Source organism: Actinokineospora sp. NBRC 105648 (assembly GCF_030269645.1).
Taxonomy (GTDB): Bacteria; Actinomycetota; Actinomycetes; order Mycobacteriales; family Pseudonocardiaceae; genus Actinokineospora.
Genome location: NZ_BSTR01000003.1, coordinates 292,620 through 309,134, shown reverse-complemented (window position 1 = coordinate 309,134; position 16,515 = coordinate 292,620). Strand labels below are relative to the sequence as shown.

16 protein-coding genes are annotated in these 16,515 nt (G+C 71.0%); 14 read left to right on the top strand and 2 right to left on the bottom strand.

Annotated features, from left to right (window positions below; genetic code table 11):
- Positions 1-29: 29 nt before the first annotated feature.
- From dop to QSK30_RS04555, 5 genes are all read left to right on the top strand, one after another.
- A complete protein-coding gene (gene dop, locus QSK30_RS04575; protein WP_285499809.1) occupies positions 30-1,538 on the top strand; it encodes a depupylase/deamidase Dop in 1,509 nt (502 codons plus the stop codon).
- A gap of 92 nt (positions 1,539-1,630) precedes the next feature.
- Entirely contained in the window at positions 1,631-1,825 is a 195-nt protein-coding gene (locus tag QSK30_RS04570) for a ubiquitin-like protein Pup (RefSeq protein WP_285499807.1), read from the top strand.
- Positions 1,826-1,876: 51 nt separating this feature from the next.
- Positions 1,877-2,737 (top strand): proteasome subunit beta, encoded by an 861-nt coding sequence (gene prcB / locus QSK30_RS04565; protein ID WP_285499805.1) that lies wholly within the window; start codon positions 1,877-1,879, stop codon positions 2,735-2,737.
- Positions 2,738-2,769: 32 nt separating this feature from the next.
- Positions 2,770-3,549: a proteasome subunit alpha gene (gene prcA, locus QSK30_RS04560; RefSeq protein WP_285499803.1), complete on the top strand. Its 780-nt coding sequence runs from the start codon at positions 2,770-2,772 to the stop codon at positions 3,547-3,549.
- A gap of 193 nt (positions 3,550-3,742) precedes the next feature.
- Positions 3,743-4,717, top strand: a complete 975-nt coding sequence (locus QSK30_RS04555) for a LysR family transcriptional regulator (RefSeq protein WP_285499801.1) — start codon at positions 3,743-3,745, stop codon at positions 4,715-4,717.
- 506 nt (positions 4,718-5,223) lie between these two features.
- Here the strand turns inward: QSK30_RS04555 and QSK30_RS04550 are convergent.
- Positions 5,224-6,711, bottom strand: coding sequence for a bifunctional phosphatase PAP2/diacylglycerol kinase family protein (locus tag QSK30_RS04550; RefSeq protein ID WP_285499799.1), 1,488 nt, complete (start codon positions 6,709-6,711; stop codon positions 5,224-5,226).
- A gap of 157 nt (positions 6,712-6,868) precedes the next feature.
- On the opposite strand from QSK30_RS04550, the gene pafA reads away from it, so the two are divergent.
- The 3 genes from pafA (at position 6,869) to QSK30_RS04535 (ending at position 9,688) form a co-directional block, all read left to right on the top strand.
- Positions 6,869-8,227 (top strand): Pup--protein ligase, encoded by a 1,359-nt coding sequence (pafA, locus tag QSK30_RS04545; RefSeq protein ID WP_285499797.1) that lies wholly within the window; start codon positions 6,869-6,871, stop codon positions 8,225-8,227.
- A gap of 70 nt (positions 8,228-8,297) precedes the next feature.
- Positions 8,298-8,861, top strand: a complete 564-nt coding sequence (locus tag QSK30_RS04540; protein ID WP_285499796.1) for a GNAT family N-acetyltransferase — start codon at positions 8,298-8,300, stop codon at positions 8,859-8,861.
- A 206-nt stretch (positions 8,862-9,067) separates the two neighbouring features.
- Positions 9,068-9,688 (top strand): TetR/AcrR family transcriptional regulator, encoded by a 621-nt coding sequence (locus QSK30_RS04535; RefSeq protein ID WP_285499794.1) that lies wholly within the window; start codon positions 9,068-9,070, stop codon positions 9,686-9,688.
- Between the two features lie 344 nt (positions 9,689-10,032).
- On the opposite strand, the gene QSK30_RS04530 is transcribed toward QSK30_RS04535, so the two are convergent.
- Entirely contained in the window at positions 10,033-11,346 is a 1,314-nt protein-coding gene (locus tag QSK30_RS04530) for a hypothetical protein (RefSeq protein WP_285499792.1), read from the bottom strand.
- A gap of 644 nt (positions 11,347-11,990) precedes the next feature.
- Here QSK30_RS04530 and QSK30_RS04525 point away from each other — a divergent pair.
- The 6 genes from QSK30_RS04525 (at position 11,991) to QSK30_RS04500 (ending at position 16,494) form a co-directional block, all read left to right on the top strand.
- Positions 11,991-12,965: a helix-turn-helix transcriptional regulator gene (locus QSK30_RS04525; RefSeq protein ID WP_285499790.1), complete on the top strand. Its 975-nt coding sequence runs from the start codon at positions 11,991-11,993 to the stop codon at positions 12,963-12,965.
- Positions 12,962-13,936: a helix-turn-helix transcriptional regulator gene (locus QSK30_RS04520; RefSeq protein ID WP_285499787.1), complete on the top strand. Its 975-nt coding sequence runs from the start codon at positions 12,962-12,964 to the stop codon at positions 13,934-13,936. Before QSK30_RS04525 ends, QSK30_RS04520 begins: the two co-directional genes overlap by 4 nt.
- A 63-nt stretch (positions 13,937-13,999) precedes the next feature.
- Positions 14,000-14,245 carry a bacteriophage holin gene (locus tag QSK30_RS04515; protein ID WP_285499785.1) on the top strand — a complete coding sequence of 82 codons (246 nt, stop codon included), beginning with the start codon at positions 14,000-14,002 and terminating at the stop codon, positions 14,243-14,245.
- Entirely contained in the window at positions 14,242-14,565 is a 324-nt protein-coding gene (tatA, locus tag QSK30_RS04510) for a Sec-independent protein translocase subunit TatA (protein WP_285499784.1), read from the top strand. The genes QSK30_RS04515 and tatA overlap by 4 nt, the downstream gene beginning before the upstream one ends.
- A gap of 19 nt (positions 14,566-14,584) precedes the next feature.
- Positions 14,585-15,562 (top strand): twin-arginine translocase subunit TatC, encoded by a 978-nt coding sequence (gene tatC / locus QSK30_RS04505; protein WP_502871787.1) that lies wholly within the window; start codon positions 14,585-14,587, stop codon positions 15,560-15,562.
- A gap of 44 nt (positions 15,563-15,606) precedes the next feature.
- Positions 15,607-16,494: a diacylglycerol/lipid kinase family protein gene (locus QSK30_RS04500; RefSeq protein ID WP_285499783.1), complete on the top strand. Its 888-nt coding sequence runs from the start codon at positions 15,607-15,609 to the stop codon at positions 16,492-16,494.
- Positions 16,495-16,515 lie beyond the last annotated feature (21 nt).

Below are 16,515 nucleotides of genomic sequence, written 5' to 3'. Positions count from 1 at the left end.
CGGGCGGTCCGGACCCGTAGGCTGGCCCCATGCGGCGGATCATGGGAACCGAGGTCGAGTACGGCATCGCGGTGCCGGGCGACGCGACGGCGAACCCGGTGTTGACATCGACCCAGGTCGTGCTGGCCTACGCCGCGGCGGCGGACATCCCGCGCGCGCGGCGGGCCCGGTGGGACTACGAGGTGGAGTCGCCGCTTCGCGACGCGCGCGGGTTCGACCTGGGCGTGCCCGGCCTGGGCCCGGCCGACCCGGACGTGGAGGACCTCGGCGCGGCCAACGTCATCCTCACCAACGGCGCCCGGCTCTACGTCGACCACGCGCACCCGGAGTACTCCGCGCCCGAGGTCACCAACGCCCGGGACGCGGTCATCTGGGACAAGGCGGGGGAGCGGGTGATGGAGGAGGCCGCCCTGCGCGCGGCCACCGTCCCCGGCCAGCCCCGGCTGCAGCTCTACAAGAACAACGTCGACGGCAAGGGCGCCAGCTACGGCACCCACGAGAACTACCTGATGGCGCGCAAGACCCCGTTCACCGCGGTGATCGGCGGGCTCACCCCGTTCTTCGCCTCCCGCCAGGTCGTGGTCGGCTCCGGCCGGGTCGGCCTGGGCGCCTCCGGCGAGGAGGCGGGCTTCCAGCTCTCCCAGCGCGCCGACTACATCGAGGTCGAGGTCGGCCTGGAGACCACGCTCAAGCGCGGCATCATCAACACCCGCGACGAGCCGCACGCCGACGCCGACAAGTACCGCCGCCTGCACGTGATCATCGGCGACGCCAACCTGGCCGAGACCTCGACCTACCTCAAGGTCGGCACCGCCGCCCTGGTGCTCGACCTGATCGAGGCCGGGGTGCGCTTCGACCACGTCAAGCTCGCCGACCCGGTCCGCGCGGTGCACGTGATCAGCCACGACCCGACGCTCAAGGCCACCGTCGAGCTGTCCAACGGCCGCCGGTTCACCGGCCTGGACATCCAGCACGCCTACCACGACCTGGTCAGCGAGCACCTCGACCGGCTCGACCTGGACCGGGTCGCCCTCGACGTGCACCGCACCTGGGGGGAGACCCTCGACGCGCTGCGCCGCGACCCGATGGAGTGCGCCGACCGGCTCGACTGGCCCGCCAAGCTGCGCCTGCTGGAGGGCTTCCGGGCCCGCGACGGCCTGGCCTGGTCCTCGCCCCGGCTGTCCCTGGTCGACCTGCAGTACTCCGACGTGCGGCTGGACAAGGGCCTCTACAACCGGTTGGTGGCCCGCGGCTCGATGAAGCGGCTGGTCACCGAGGAGGAGGTGCGCAGCGCGATCACCAACCCACCGCTGGACACCCGCGCCTACTTCCGCGGCCGCTGCCTGGAGCGCTACCCGAACGCCATCGCGGCCGCCTCCTGGGACTCGGTGATCTTCGACCTGGGTCGCGAGTCGCTGGTCCGGATCCCCACCCTGGAGCCGTTGCGCGGCACGAAGGCCCACGTCGGGGCGCTGCTGGACGCGGCGAACACCGCCGAGGAACTGGTCGACGCGCTCACCGGCGCGGCCCGCCGCTGAGCACCGGATCGATCTTGAAACCGGCGCGGCCCGCGACGGATGCCGCTCCGGCTGGGTAGTGTTCGCAGTAGGCCAGACGACCGGGAGGCGACATGTCCCAGGAGCAGACGCAGCGCCAGGGCGGCGGAGACGGCGACGACGGCGTCGAGGACACCACCGCGGCCGGGCAGGAGCGCCGGGAGAAGCTCGGCGACGACACCGACGCGATCCTCGACGAGATCGACGACGTGCTGGAGGAGAACGCGGAGGACTTCGTCCGCGCCTACGTGCAAAAGGGCGGCGAGTAGCCCCACCACCCCCGCCCTGGTCCCGATCCCGCGACAGGAACGAAAGCAGGCATGGAACACACCTCGTCCCGAGGGCAGCTGGGTGCGGCGCTCCCTCCTGCCTACCTCTCCGCAGGCACCTCGTCGTTCACCGACTTCCTGCGGGCGCAGGCCCCCGAGCTGCTGCCCGGCGGTCACCGGGTGGGCGACCCGGCGGTGGCGGCCAAGCTCGACGCCCCGCACGGCACCACGATCGTCGCGCTCACCTTCGCCGGTGGCGTGCTGATCGCCGGTGACCGGCGGGCCACCGCGGGCAACCTGATCGCGCAGCGGGACATCGAGAAGGTGTTCGTCACCGACGACTACTCCTCGGTCGGCATCGCGGGCACCGCGGGGCTGGCCGTGGAGCTGGTCCGGCTCTACACCGTGGAGCTGGCGCACTACGAGAAGATCGAGGGCGTCCAGCTCTCCCTCGACGGCAAGGCCAACAAGCTCGCCAGCATGGTCCGGGGCAACCTGGAGGTCGCGATGGCGGGCTTGGCGGTGCTGCCGCTGTTCGTCGGCTACGACGTCGACGCCGCGGACCCGGCCACCGCGGGCCGGATCGTCTCCTACGACGTCACCGGCGGTCGCTACGAGGAGCGCGCGGGCTTCCACGCCATCGGCTCCGGCTCGATGTTCGCCCGCTCGGCGCTCAAGAAGCTCTACCAGCCCGGCGGCGACCGCGCGGCGGCGCTGCGCGCGGCGGTGGAGGCGCTCTACGACGCCGCCGACGACGACTCGGCCACCGGCGGCCCGGACCTGGCCCGCCGGATCTACCCGAGCATCGTGACCATCACCGCCGACGATGGCGCCGTGCGCGCCACCGAGGACGAGGCAGGCGCGGTGGCCCAGGCCGTGGTCGCCGACCGCGCCGACCGCCCCCGCGGCTGACCCCCAACCCCGCCGAGCAAGGAGCCCGCCCCGTGACGATGCCGTTGTACGCCTCACCCGAGCAGTTGATGCGCGACCGCTCGGAGTACGCCCGCAAGGGCATCGCCCGGGGCCGCAGCGTCGTCGCGCTCAAGTACGCCGACGGCGTGCTGTTCGTGGCCGAGAACCCGTCGGCGACCCTGCACAAGGTCTCCGAGATCTACGACCGGATCGGCTTCGCCGCCGCGGGCCGCTACAGCGAGTACGAGAGCCTGCGCCGCGGCGGCATCCGGCACGTCGACCTGTGGGGCTACTCCTACGACCGCCGCGACGTCTCGGCCCGGCAGCTGGCCAACGTCTACGCCCAGACCCTGGGCACGATCTTCACCGAGCAGGTCAAGCCGATGGAGGTGGAGCTCTGCGTGGCCGAGGTGGGCGCCACCGCCGCGCAGGACCAGCTCTACCGGCTCACCTACGACGGCTCGATCGTCGACGAGCCGCAGTTCCTGGTGATGGGCGGGCAGACCGACCCGATCGTCACCGTGCTCAAGGCCGACTTCGCCGACGGCCTCGCGCTCACCGACGCCATCCGGCTCGCGGTCCGGGCGCTGGCCACCGGCTCGGGCGGCGGACCCGGCGACAGCGCCCCGGCGCTGGCCAAGCTCGAGGTCGCGATCCTCGACCGCTCCCGCCCGCGCCGCGCCTTCCGCCGGATCGTGGGCGCCGCGCTCACCGCGCTGCTGCCCGTCCAGGAGGCGGCGCCCGAGGACACCTCGCCCGCCCAGCCGGTCGAGGACGTGGAACTGCCCCCGCCGCCCGCGGGCACCGAGTAGACCACGCTCGGTAATCCACTGTGGACTGTCCGCGCCCGCCCGGGTTCCTGGTGTCGGGCAACGACTCCGACCCCCGCCCCGGGCGCGGACGGGGTCCGGGCGGTATCGACACGCCGCTACCGGGGATTGTGCGGTTCTTCGCATCGGTGCAAAGGGATTTGCATAACGTCGAGACAGAGGGCATAACTCTGGTGTGAGCGAGTTGGAACTGCGACATCTCCGCGTCATCCGCGCGGTCGCCGACGCGGGCAGCCTGTCGAAGGCGGCCGTCCAGCTCGGCGTGTCCCAACCCGCGCTCACCGCCCAGCTGCAGCGCCTGGAACGCCGGGTCGGCGGCCTGCTGTTCGCCCGCACCGGCACCGGCGTGGTCCCCACCGACCTCGGCACCTACGTGCTCAGCACCGCGCGCGTCCTGCTCAACGACGTCGACGAGCTGATGGCGGGCATCCGCAGGCGCACCCAGGCCACCACGATCGCGGGCCAGGTCCGCGTCGGCGGCCCACCCGGCCTCATCGTCCCCCGCTTCGCCACCGCCATCGCCGACCGCCTCGGCGGCGCCGAGGCCAGCATCGACATCGACATGCACCCGGCCGAACTGGTCCGCAAGGTGCTCGACCACAAGGTCGACTTCGCGGTCCTGGAGGAGAACCCCGGCTTCAGAACAGCTCTACCCCCCGGCCTGCACAGCCGCGTGATGCTCAGCGCCCCCCTGTTCGTGGCCCTCGCCGAGACCCACCCCCTCGCCGACCGCCACGACATCGAACTGCCCGAACTGGCAGGCGACAGCTGGGTGATGCCCCCGGTGGCCGAGGGCACCGAACAACTGGCCTTCGCCCGCGTCTGCGCGGCAGCGGGCTTCACCCCGATCATCAAGCACCAGATGTCCGACACGACCACCACCCGAGCCCTGGTCCAGGCAGGCGCGGTCACCCTGGCCAAACCAGTCGCCCGCGAGGGCAATGGAGTGGTCATCCGCAGCCTCAAGGGCAACCCCATGCGCCAGGAGATAGTCCTGGTCTGGCACGAGGAAAGCGGCCTGGCAGGCGCGGCCGAACAAGCCCCTGCCTCACTCCTGACGGCCTACAGCCAACTCACCGACACCAACCCCCTCTTCGCCGCCTGGTGGGCCGAACACGGCCCAGCAGGCCCCCACGCCTCAGCAGGCTGAGCACCCGGCACCGACAGCGACGAAGCACCCGACCCCGCTGAAGGCGACGCGAAGAGCCCCACCGCACCACACCCGCCCCGCAAAAAGAGGCGAGGATCCCCCACCACTGAACGACGAAAGTGGATCCCGAGCCCACCCGCCAAACCGCAGCGGTGAGCCCGACTCCACCAAACCGCAGCGGTGAGGCCGTCCCCGCCAAACCGCAGCGGTGAGGCCGACTCCGCTGGTTCCGGCGGCCCCGCTACGGATGCTCGATCTAGTGGACTCGCTTCGTGTGGGGGAGGAGTGCCGCTAACCTTGACCTGGTGGTGGGGATGCCCTTCTCCCCACGCTTTTTCCCCACAGCGGTGCTCTAGGGGCCCCGCGCGAAGTGAGTTCACTAGATCGAGCCCATGCTTGTAACTCGGGCAACGAAGACGGCAACCACCGCACCGCCCCTAGATCGAGCCCACGCTTCCAACCCGGGCAACGCAGGGCAGCAAAACCCACACAGGCAACCAAGCCACTCAGGACCGGTAGATCGACAGCGCCCCAGGCTGCGACCGGAACTCGAACCGGTTCCCCAACGGTCCCACCTCACCATCGGTGGCCACCCGCCGGTGCCCGTCCAGCACCCGCACGTCCAACGACGCCACATCCAGCTGCCGGTACACGTGGCTCGTCGACAGCGTCCGGGTCAGCGTCCCCAGCACGAAGCGCGCCCGCGAGTAGGGCACGTCCGCCCGCAGGTACCGCACGTCGAGCATCCCCGAGTCCAGCGCGGGTCGACGGGTCGGCGCGAACCCCTTCGGGTCGTAGCTGCCGTTGCCCACGAAGAGCATCCACACCAGGTGCGGCTTGCCGTTGAGCGAGATCCGGATCGGCTGGGCGCGGCGCAGCTGGCGGATCAGCGCGAGGGCGCCCGCGGGCCACTTCGGCCAGTTGCGGGCCTCCAGCCGCTCGCGCAGCCGCACCATCTCCGGGTAGCCGCCCAGGCTGGCGGTGTTGACGAACCACCGGTGGGTGGTGCCCGAGTTGTCGGTGATCCGCACGCCCGCCAGGTCGATGCACACGCCGGTGCCCTCGCGGACCGCGTCCACCGACTCCTCGGTCGACTCGACGCCGACGTCGCGGGCGAAGTGGTTGAGCGTGCCCGCCGGGATCAGCACCAGCGGCAGCTGGAACTCCGCGGCGACCGAGGCGACGGCCGCCACCGTCCCGTCGCCGCCCGCCACCCCGACGGCTTTGATGTCGCCGGGGGAGGCGCCCAGCTCGGTGGACAGCTGCTCGACGAGGTCGGTGCCGGGCTCCGGGTAGACCACCGTGGCCCGGGGCCAGCGCTGCTTGATGTCCCCGCTGGGGTCCTCGCCCGCCACGCCGGAGTGCGGGTTCACCAGCACCAGCAGCCCCTCGCCCTCGACCAGTTCGGGCAGCTCGGCGACCAGCGCGGTGTGCGCGGGTCCCACGGGGACCTTGGGCCACCAGTGCCGGGTCGCGTACGCCGCACCCACGCCGATGGCCGCGCCCGCGGCGATGTCGGTGGGCCAGTGCACGCCGGTGTGCATACGCGAGTAGGCCACCGCGGCCGCCAGCGGGGCCAGTGCCACCGCCGTCGCCGGGGACTCCATCGCGACCGCCGTGGTGAACGCCACCGCCGAGGCGGAGTGTCCGGAGGGGAACGACGAGCTGGTCGGCCGCTTGGTCAGCCGCCGGTGCTCGGGCAGCAGCCCGGCGGCCGGGCGCCTGCGAGGGAACAGGTTCTTGCCGATCAGGTTCGCCGAGGTGCTCGCGAAGGTGATCGCGGCGACACCGCGCAGCGCGGCCCGCCTGCCCGGGCCCTTGCGGGCGGCCAGCAGCGCCGCCACGGAGAACCAGAGCACCCCCTTGTTCGCCGACTTCGACAGCGACTTGAGCGCGTCGTCGACCGGCGTGCGCGGGATGGCCGCGCTGCGTCGCATGAGGTTCTCGTCGAACCGGCCGACCTGGCGGGCCGAGCGGCGCACATGTCCGAACATGATCGCGATTCAACCCGACTCGACCGGCCCGCGCCCACTGGGGCGACGCGCGCCCGGGTCCGGGTGAACAACTGGTTACGGTCCGCTCGATAACAGATCCGTGGACCTCCCCGAACGGCGCACGGTCCTCGGCGGTGTTTGCGCCTAGGCTGAGAGGATGCAGCGGCGGATCTTCGGTATCGAGACGGAGTTCGGCGTGACCTGTACGTTCCACGGGCAGCGCAGGCTGTCACCGGACGAGGTCGCGCGGTACCTGTTCCGGCGGGTTGTTTCGTGGGGGCGTTCCTCGAACGTGTTCCTGCGCAATGGATCACGCCTCTACCTCGACGTCGGGTCACACCCGGAGTACGCGACCGCGGAGTGCGACGACCTCGTCCAACTGGTCACCCACGACAAGGCGGGTGAGCGGATCCTGGAGGACCTGCTCGTCGACGCCGAGCGGCGGCTGGCCGACGAGGGCATCGGCGGCGACATCTTCCTGTTCAAGAACAACACCGACTCGGCGGGCAACTCCTACGGCTGCCACGAGAACTTCCTGGTCACCCGGGCGGGCGAGTTCTCCAGGATCGCCGACGTGCTGCTGCCGTTCCTGGTCACCCGCCAGCTCATCTGCGGCGCGGGCAAGGTCCTGCAGACCCCGCGCGGCGCCGTCTACTGCCTCTCGCAGCGCGCCGAGCACATCTGGGAGGGCGTCTCCAGCGCGACCACCCGCTCGCGCCCGATCATCAACACCCGCGACGAGCCGCACGCCGACGCCGAGCGCTATCGGCGGCTGCACGTCATCGTGGGCGACTCGAACATGTCGGAGTCGACCACCCTGCTCAAGGTCGGCACCGCCAACCTGGTGCTGGAGATGATCGAGGACGGCGTCCAGTTCCGCGACTTCAGCCTGGACAACCCGATCCGGGCGATCCGGGAGATCAGCCACGACCTGACCGGCCGCAAGCTGGTCCGGCTGGCGGGCGGGCGCGAGGCCTCGGCGCTCGACATCCAGCGCGAGTACTACGCCAAGGCCGTCGAGCACGTCGCCCGCCGCTCACCCGACCCGCTCGCCAACCGGGTAGTCGAGATGTGGGGCCGGGTCCTCGACGCGGTCGAGGCCCAGGACCTGTCCCGGATCGACCGCGAGGTCGACTGGGCGATCAAGCACCGGCTGGTGGAGCGCTACCGGGCCAAGCACAACATGGACCTGTCCAGCCCGCGGATCGCCCAGCTCGACCTGGCCTACCACGACATCCGCCGGGGTCGGGGCATCTTCGACCTGCTCCAGCGCAAGGACCTGGTGGCCAGGGTGACCGACGACGGCGAGATCGAGGCCGCCAAGGACACCCCGCCGCAGACCACCCGGGCCAAGCTGCGCGGCGACTTCATCGCCGCCGCCCAGCAGGCGGGCCGCGACTTCACCGTCGACTGGGTGCACCTCAAGCTCAACGACCAGGCCCAGCGCACCGTCCTGTGCAAGGACCCGTTCCGCGCCGTCGACGAGCGGGTCGAACGACTCATCGCCTCGCTGTAGGGGCCCGCACGCGCTGGACGTACGCGAACTGGTTTGCCGAGGGGCGGACTCTGCCGGGAGCATTTCCGGCATGATCCGCCCCTCGCCCGTTCTCACCTGCCCCCCGGTGGTGCTGCGCCGGTGGACCCCAGACGACTTGGCCGAGCAGTACCGCCTCGTGGTGGAGTCGCTCGAGCACCTCAAGCCCTGGATGGCGTGGGCGCTGGGGGAGTACACACTCGACATCGCCCGCGAGCGCATCCTCGACATGGGGCGGGCGTGGGAGTCCGAGGCGGAGTACTCGTACGCGATCACGGTGGACGGTAGGCCGGTGGGCGGGTGTGGCCTGATGTCCCGCATCGGCCCCGGCGGCTTGGAACTCGGCTACTGGCTGCACCCGAACGCCGTCGGCGGGGGAGCGGCCACGGCCGCCGCAGCGGCGCTGGTGGAGGCGGCCTTCAGCCTCCCGGAGATCGACCGGGTCGAGATCGTCCACGACACGGCGAACACCCGCAGTGCCGCCATCCCACGACGGCTGGGATTCCGCGAGGTGGCCCGGGTCTCGCCCCCGCAAGAGCCGCTGACGTCGGCTGAGAACGGTGTGGACGTCCGCTGGCGACTCACCAGAGCAGAGTTCACAGCCGCCCCTGGCTGAGCTGGGCGGGGTCAGGGCTCTAGGGCAAACCGCGGCACGCCGGATGTTCGGAGCGCACCGGTCGTACCAGTCGGCTGATCCCGGAGTCTTCCTGGACGGACCGTCGTCCCACTTTACGAAGTAAGTGACTCACCTATTTCTAGTAGACGTGCGCTTCAGTCATGGAAAAAGGTGAGTGAGTGGAGTTTTCCAGGTAGGATCGAGGTATGGGCGATGAAGAGCTCGCGGCGTTGCCGTTGCGGGCGCGGAAGAAGGCGCTGACGCGGGCGTCGATCGTGGCGGCGGCCGAGCGGCTGTTCGGCGAGCGGGGCTTCGACAACGTCACCGTCGCCGAGATCGCCGATGCGGCCAATGTGTCGGTGAAGACGTTGTTCGTCTACTTCAGGTCCAAAGAGGACCTGGTGCTCACCGACACCGGTTTGATCGATGCTCTCCTCTCGGCGCTGCGGGCGCGTCCAGCTGAGACCACGCACGCCGAGGCGGTGGCCCGGATGCTGCTCGACCTGCTCGCCCGCGACTCGCCCGCGGCGGGTCAGTGGGTGGAGGGGTTCGACCGCGGCCGCGAGGAGTCCGAGGCGTTGCGGTCCGGTCTGCTGCGCCGGTGGGCCGAGTACGAGGACACGGTCACCGCGCACTTGGCGGCCGAGGCGGGGGTCCCGGCAACGCCCGACATGCGGCTGCACGCGATCGCGTTGGTCGGCATCGTCCGGACCCTGGTCGCCCCGGAGATCCGTGCGCTGGTCGGCAGTCTCGGCCCGGCCGAGGCGACCGCCGCGCTGCGAGACTGGCTGCTCGTCGCGACCCGACCCGCGCCCGCCCGCGCATGATCGGGCTCGCGGCGGCTTGGCCCTGTGTCCCCGGTATCCGCTGACAGGGCCGAGCCCTGACGCCAGGGTCTCCTGACACCACTGACTCCTGACACCACTGAGCCCAGACACCACCAAGTCCTGACGCCGTGGTCGCCAGACACCACTGAGTCCTGACGCCGCGTTGTCCTCCACCCCAGCGGCGCGACACCACTGAGTGGTGGCACCACCAAGTGTCTGACCCCGTGGTGGCAACACCACGGGGTCAGGCCGCAGAGTCCGGGCAGCACGGTCCCGAGGCGACTCGACGCGGACCGCGGTCACCTGGACCAGGCCGAGTCAGGCGCCCCGGGAGCCGCGCGGCATCAGATCAGCCGGTCCAGCAGCCACCTGGCCAGCGGCTCGGAGATGACGCCGTGGGCGGTGTTCTGGCTGTCGGTCGTGTACTCGTCCAGTGCCGACCCCTCCGGGTCGAGCGGCGCGTACGGGTCGAGCTCCCAGTCGGTGGGGGAGTACGGCTGGGCGGTGGCGCTGATCGTCGGCACGAAGCAGCCACCCCGGTACTCCGCCGGGATCTCGATGCCCAGCTTGTCGGCGACCAGGCCGAAGGATTCCAGCACCCCGCCGGGCGCGCCGTCGAGCGCGGGCACGTCACTGGTCTCCGGGCGGCGGATCTCGAAGCCCAGGTTCATCCCGCCGATCGGCTGCCGGGTGCCGCGGTCGGGCTGGAACCGGGCCGTCGCGCTGGCCAGCACGCCCGCCTTCCAGTCGAAAGCGACCTCGCCGGGCGGCAGGTCGCGGCCGGTGCTGTCGCCGGTGCCGTTGGCGACGCCGAGCTTGCGCGGTCGGGCGGGCCACTGGCCGAGCGCGGCCAGGTCGTCGAGGAACGTGCCGCGCAGGTCGCTCGAGGTCGCCACCGGGCCGGAGTACTTGGCGTCGGGCACCCACGCCCACAGCAGCTGCTGCGCGGCCTCGCTGCGGATCAGGTCCGCCTGGCCGGGCTCGTCGGCGGGCTGCCCGGGCAGGTTCTCGAAGAAGTAGGCCAGCTGCTGCAGGATCAACGGGATCCAGGCGCCGTTGTGCGGCGAGTCGTAGGAGACGTAGGTGGCCGTCTCGTGGTCGACGCCCTCGTGCTCGAGCTTGGCCAGCGCGAACCGGGTGACGACGCCGCCCATGCTCACGCCGCCGACGGTGAGCGGGTGGTCGCCCTGCCGCTCGGCGATCGCGTGCTGGATCGCCGAGATCGCGACCTCGGCGTTGGCCTGGATGTAGGTGTGCCGCTCGGTGAAGCCGAGCAGCACCACGTCGATCCCGGCGGCCAGCAGCTGGTCGAGGAACCGGTCATCGTTCGCGCCGTAGGGCACGTTGAAGTGGTTGAACACCCCCGGCAGGTCACTCGGCCCGTAGTTGAAGCCGTCTGCGAACAAGAACGGGCGGGTGAGAGCGCTGTTGCCCTCGCCGAGGTAGACGTGCGCGGTACCGGTCGCGACCTTCCCCTCGTAGGGCCTGCCGCTGAGCTCCCACACCTGGCTCGGCTCGCGCGCGCCACCGCCCTCCTCCTGCGGCGCGGCGAACCACACGCCCGGGGTGACCGACTCGGTCACCGCGGCGTCCACTTCGGCCGATCCGGACTGATCCGTCCGCGCGGTCAGCTCGACGTCGACCCTGGCCTGTCCCATGCGTGCTCCTTCTTGTTGGTGGCAGACCGAACCAGGTCCGCGCCGCCGACGTAAGCACGGCCGTCGGGACGCCCCAAATGGCCTACTGGACCGGTCGACCGGCCACATCCCCCGAATGCGGTTCACGTGCACCCCTGAGTGGGCCCCGGCGGCCGCACGACGCCCGGCGACCGCGGTGGGCTAGGCCGGACGGGACCGCTGCCTGCCCGGAACGGCGTGTTTCCTGGCGGCCCGCAATCAAGATCATTAAGCGTTCGGCCGCAGGCCCGCCTCACCCCGATGGCCCAGGACAGGCGGCCATCCGGCCCGCCACCAACGCCCGTCCCCTGGTCTCAGATTCATTGTCTTAATTATACACTATTTACTATCAAGATAATGGAAGGTTGTCCAGCATGCTCAGACGACCGGGGATGAGGGACAACAGTTCAAAACAGCCAGGACAGGGGGAGCCCTGTTGAAGCGTCGAGAAAGGCGGGTCGTGCTCGCGAAGGGGTGTCGAGGCGGCCGAGGTGGTGGGAGTGGGGCGTCGGCGGCAGGCTCGATCGGTGCGACAGGATCGGAGCGCGGGGGATGGAGGCGAACTCGCACGGGTGTTCGAGGGTGTCGGCTGACAGTGCGGGGAGCAGGCGCGTTAGGGTGCGCGGGTGTCCGTCGCACGCGCCGAACGTCTTGTGAACCTGGTGCTGTGCCTGCTCTCGACTCGCCAGTACCTCAGCGCTGAGCGGATCCGGGGCATCGTGCCCGGGTACGCCGACGCCCCTTCCGACGACGCCTTCTTCCGGACCTTCGAGCGGGACAAGACCGAGCTGCGTGAGCTCGGCATCCCGCTGGAGGTGGGCCGCAACTCCGTGTTCGACACGGTCGACGGCTACCGGATCGCCCGCCGTGACTACGAGCTGGGCGAGATCGACCTCGAACCGGACGAGGCCGCCGCGGTGGCCCTCGCCGTGCGGCTGTGGGACTCCCCGGAGCTCACCGGGGCCGCGCACGGCGCGCTGCTCAAGCTGCGCGCCGCCGGTGTCGACGTCGACCAGGGCGCGCCGACCGTGGTCGAGTCCAAGGTGCGCACGTCCGAACCGGCCTTCGCCCCGTTGCTGGCCGCCGTCCAGGCCGGTCAGGCCGTCTCCTTCGGCTACCGCCGCCCGTCGCCCGCCGAGCTGCGCGAGCGCGTGCTCGAGCCGTGGGGTGTGGTGTCCTGGCGGGGCCGCTGGTACGTGGTGGGTCACGACCGCGACCGGAACGCGCCGCGGTGCTTCCGGCTCTCGCGGGTCGTCGGTGAGGTGCGCAAGGTCGGCAGGCCCGGTGTGGTGCGCAGACCGGATGACGTCAACCTGATGGCGTTCGTGGCGAACACCAACAGCGAACCGCCGCAGTCCGCGCCCGCGCTGTTGTGGGTGGCTACGGGCCGGGGTGCCGGGCTGCGCAGGCGAGCGAGGGTCGTGGGGGAGCGGGAGGTCGACGGGGTGCCGGGCGAGTTGATCGAGTTGGACCTGCACTACCCGGACACGGCTGCGGGCTGGATCGCGGGCTACGGGGCCGATGTGCTGGTGCTGGAGCCCGATGTGCTGGCGAAGTCGGTGCGCGAGCGGCTGATCGCGGTGGCGGAGGGGACGTCGTGACCGCGGCGCAGGAGCGGCTGCCCAGGCTGTTGGCGCTGGTCCCGTACCTGATCGCGCGGCCGGGCATCCTGATCGACGAGGCGGCCGCCGACTTCGGGGTGTCCGCCAAGCAGCTGCGCAAGGACCTTGAGCTGCTGTGGATGTGCGGCCTGCCCGGGTACGGCCCGGGTGACCTGATCGACATCTCGTTCGACGAGGAGACCGTCACGGTCACCTTCGACGCGGGCATGCGCAGGCCGTTGCGGCTCACCGGTGCGGAGGCGACGGCGTTGCTGGTGGCGCTGCGGGCGCTGGTGGACACGCCGGGGGTGGGCAACGCCGACGCCATCCGGCGCGCGGTGGCCAAGATCGAGGCCGCCGCGGGCCAGGCGCAGCCCGCCGGTGTCGCGGTGGGGCTGGGTGTGCGGGAGGCCGGGCGCACGGCCGAGGTTCGCGAGGTCGTGCAGGCGGCGTTGCGTGCCGGGCGGGCGTTGCGGATCACGTACTACACCGCGTCCAAGGACGAGGTGAGCGCGCGCACGGTCGACCCGATGCGGGTGCTGATCGTGGACGGTCGCGGGTACCTGGAGGCGTGGTGCCGCCGCGCCGAGGCGGTGCGGTTGTTCCGGTTGGACCGGGTGGACGAGGTCGAAGTGCTCGACGAGCCCGCCGCGCCGCCGCCGTACGCGGAGCCGACGGACACTTCGGCTGGGTTGTTCCAGGCGGAGCCGGGCCAGCGGTCGGCGCGGTTGGTGTTGGAGCCGGACGCGCGGTGGGTGTCGGAGTACTACCCGGTCGAGGACGTCGAGGAGTTGGACGGCGGCCGGTTGCGGGTCCGGATGCGGTACTCGGACACCTCGTGGGTGGTGCGGCTGCTGCTGGGTCTGGGTGGGGATGTGCGGGTGGAGGAGCCCGTGGAGCTGGCGGTGGCGTTGCGCGAGCAGGCCGCGGCGGCGGTCGCGAGGCTGGATCGTCACCTCGCGGTCACCTGAACTCTTCGCCGCACACGCTCTGGTGTGTTCGGCCGGTTACCGGGGTGGCGGTAGAGTCACGCCGTGCCTTACCTGCCGAGTGCGGTGCTGCTCCTGATCGGGATCGCGCTGTTGGTGTTCGCCCTGGTCCGCGTGTCGCGCGGGGTGGCGAGGGCCCGTTCCGTCCTCGCGGCAGCCAAGGCGACGTTCGGTGACGAATCAGGGTTGTTGCGCGCGCGATCCGCCGCCCTGCGGGTCGCGGTGGCTGATCGGAAACGATCGCGTCGCGTACCATCGGCAGGGCGAGGCGAGACTGGAGGACGGTCGTGAACCTGGGACCTTGGGAAATTTTGATCATCGCGGTGGTGGTCGTGTTGCTCTTCGGGGCGCGCAAGATGCCGACGATGGCGCGTTCCCTCGGGCAGTCGATGCGCATCCTGAAGGCCGAGACCAAGGGGATGCGCGGCGATGATGCCGCTGACGAGACGAAGGGCGCCCCTGCCGCGTCCCCGGCGCCGTCGGCGACGCCCGCGCAGCAGTTGCCCGCCGCGAAGGTGGAGCAGACCCCTGAGCAGATGCGCGCGGAGATCGATGAGCTGCAGCGCAAGCTGAACCAGCAGGGCCAGCAGGCGCACAAGAACGCCAGCTGAGCGGATCGAGGTCCCCACGGTGGCGCGCGAACCGCTCCGCCGGGCTGAAGGCCGTCGCGACAAGCGCAAGATGCGCAGTCGCAGGCACAATCCCGACGGCACCATGTCCCTCAAGGACCACCTGTACGAGCTGCGCAACCGGCTCGGTTGGGCGGTCTTGTTCATCTTGCTCGGCGGTGTGTTCGGCTTCATCTGGTTCTTCACCAGGTTGGGGCCGATCCCGCCGTTGGGCGACATCATCCTGCAGCCGTACTGCAAGCTGCCGACGAACCTGCGCTTCGAGCCGAACGGGACCTGCCAGCTGCTGCAGACGAAGCCGTTCGAGGGCTTCATGGTGCAGTTCAAGGTCGGGATCGCGGCCGGGATGGTGGTCTCGGCGCCGTTCTGGCTCTACCAGATCTGGTCGTTCATCACCCCGGGGCTCTACGCCAAGGAGCGCAAGTTCGCGACGATCTTCGTCGGGTTCGCCTCGGTGCTGTTCGCCGCGGGTGGGGTGCTGGCGTTCTACGTGATCCCGCAGGGCCTGGAGGTGCTGGTCTCCTTCGGCGGCGGGGTGTTCATCACCGCGCTCAACGCCAGCGACTACATCTCGTTCGTGCTGGTGATGCTGCTGATCTTCGGCGTGAGCTTCGAGATGCCGCTGCTGGTGATCATGCTGAACCGGATTGGCATCCTGCCGTACGACAACCTGCGGCGCTGGCGTCGCGGGATCATCTTCGGCCTGTTCGTCTTCGCCGCGTTCGCCACACCGGGCACCGACCCGATCTCGATGGTGGCGCTGGGCGTGGCGATGGTGGTGCTGTTCGAGTTCGCGGTCCAGGTGTCGCGGATCCACGACCGGGCCAAGGCCAGGCGCGAGGCGGCCGAGGACCCGGCGGCGGGGCTGTCCGATGACGAGGCGACGCCGATGGCCGACTATCGTCCGGAGCCGATCGAGGACGTCGCGCTGCCGGTCGAGCAGGCCAAGGGCAAGGGCGGCTTCGACGACGTGACGTGACCTGTCCCGCTCGGCCGGGCCGGTCCTGGCCGAGCGGGGTTCAGGTGGGCATTCGGGCGGCGTTGGCGGTGCACCCGGGGTCGGGGCACGGTGCGGCGGGTCGGGTGGCGGGTGCGGTGGCCGATCGGCTGCGGCCGGTGGTCGGGCAGTTGACCATGGTTGAGGCGGGCACGGTCGCCGAGTCGCGGGCGTTGATGGTCCGGGCGCGGGACGCGGGTCTGGACCTGCTGGTGGTGCTCGGCGGTGATGGTTCGGCGCACCAGGGTGTCCAGTTCTGCGCGGACCACGGTGTCGCCCTGGCGGTCATCCCGGCTGGTACGGGTAACGACTTCGCTCGCGCGCTGGGGTCGCCGATGGAGCCGGTGGCGGCCGCGGAGTCGGTGGCGGCGGCGATCCGGGCGGGCACCAGCAGGCGGATCGACCTGGGCAGGCTCGACGGTGGTCCGTGGTTCGCCAGTGTGCTGTGCGCGGGGTTCGACTCGGCGGTCAACGAGCGGGTCAACCGGATGCGCTGGCCGCACGGCAGGCGGCGCTACGACCTGGCGATCGTGGCCGAGCTGGCGGCGTTGCGGCCGCGGCCGCTGGTGGTGGAGACCGAGGGCGAGTGCCTCGAGCTGGCGGCGACCATGGTGGCGATCGGCAACACGGGTTACTACGGCGGCGGTATCCCGGTGTGCCCGGGGGCTGACCCGGCCGACGGGTTGTTCGACGTGACCGTCGTGGGGGAGGCGGGTCGGGTGGACTTGCTGCGGATCTTGCCGAGGCTGCGCACCGGCAACCACGTGGCGCACCCGTTCGTGCGGACGCTGCGGGCGCGCCGGGTGTCGCTGGGTCCAGGCAACGGGTGGGTGGCCTACGCCGACGGTGAGCGGCTCGGGCCGTTGCCGGTCGGGGTCGAGTGCGTGCCGGGCGCGTTGGCGGTCGTGGGCTGAGCGCCGGAAAGTCCGGGCGAC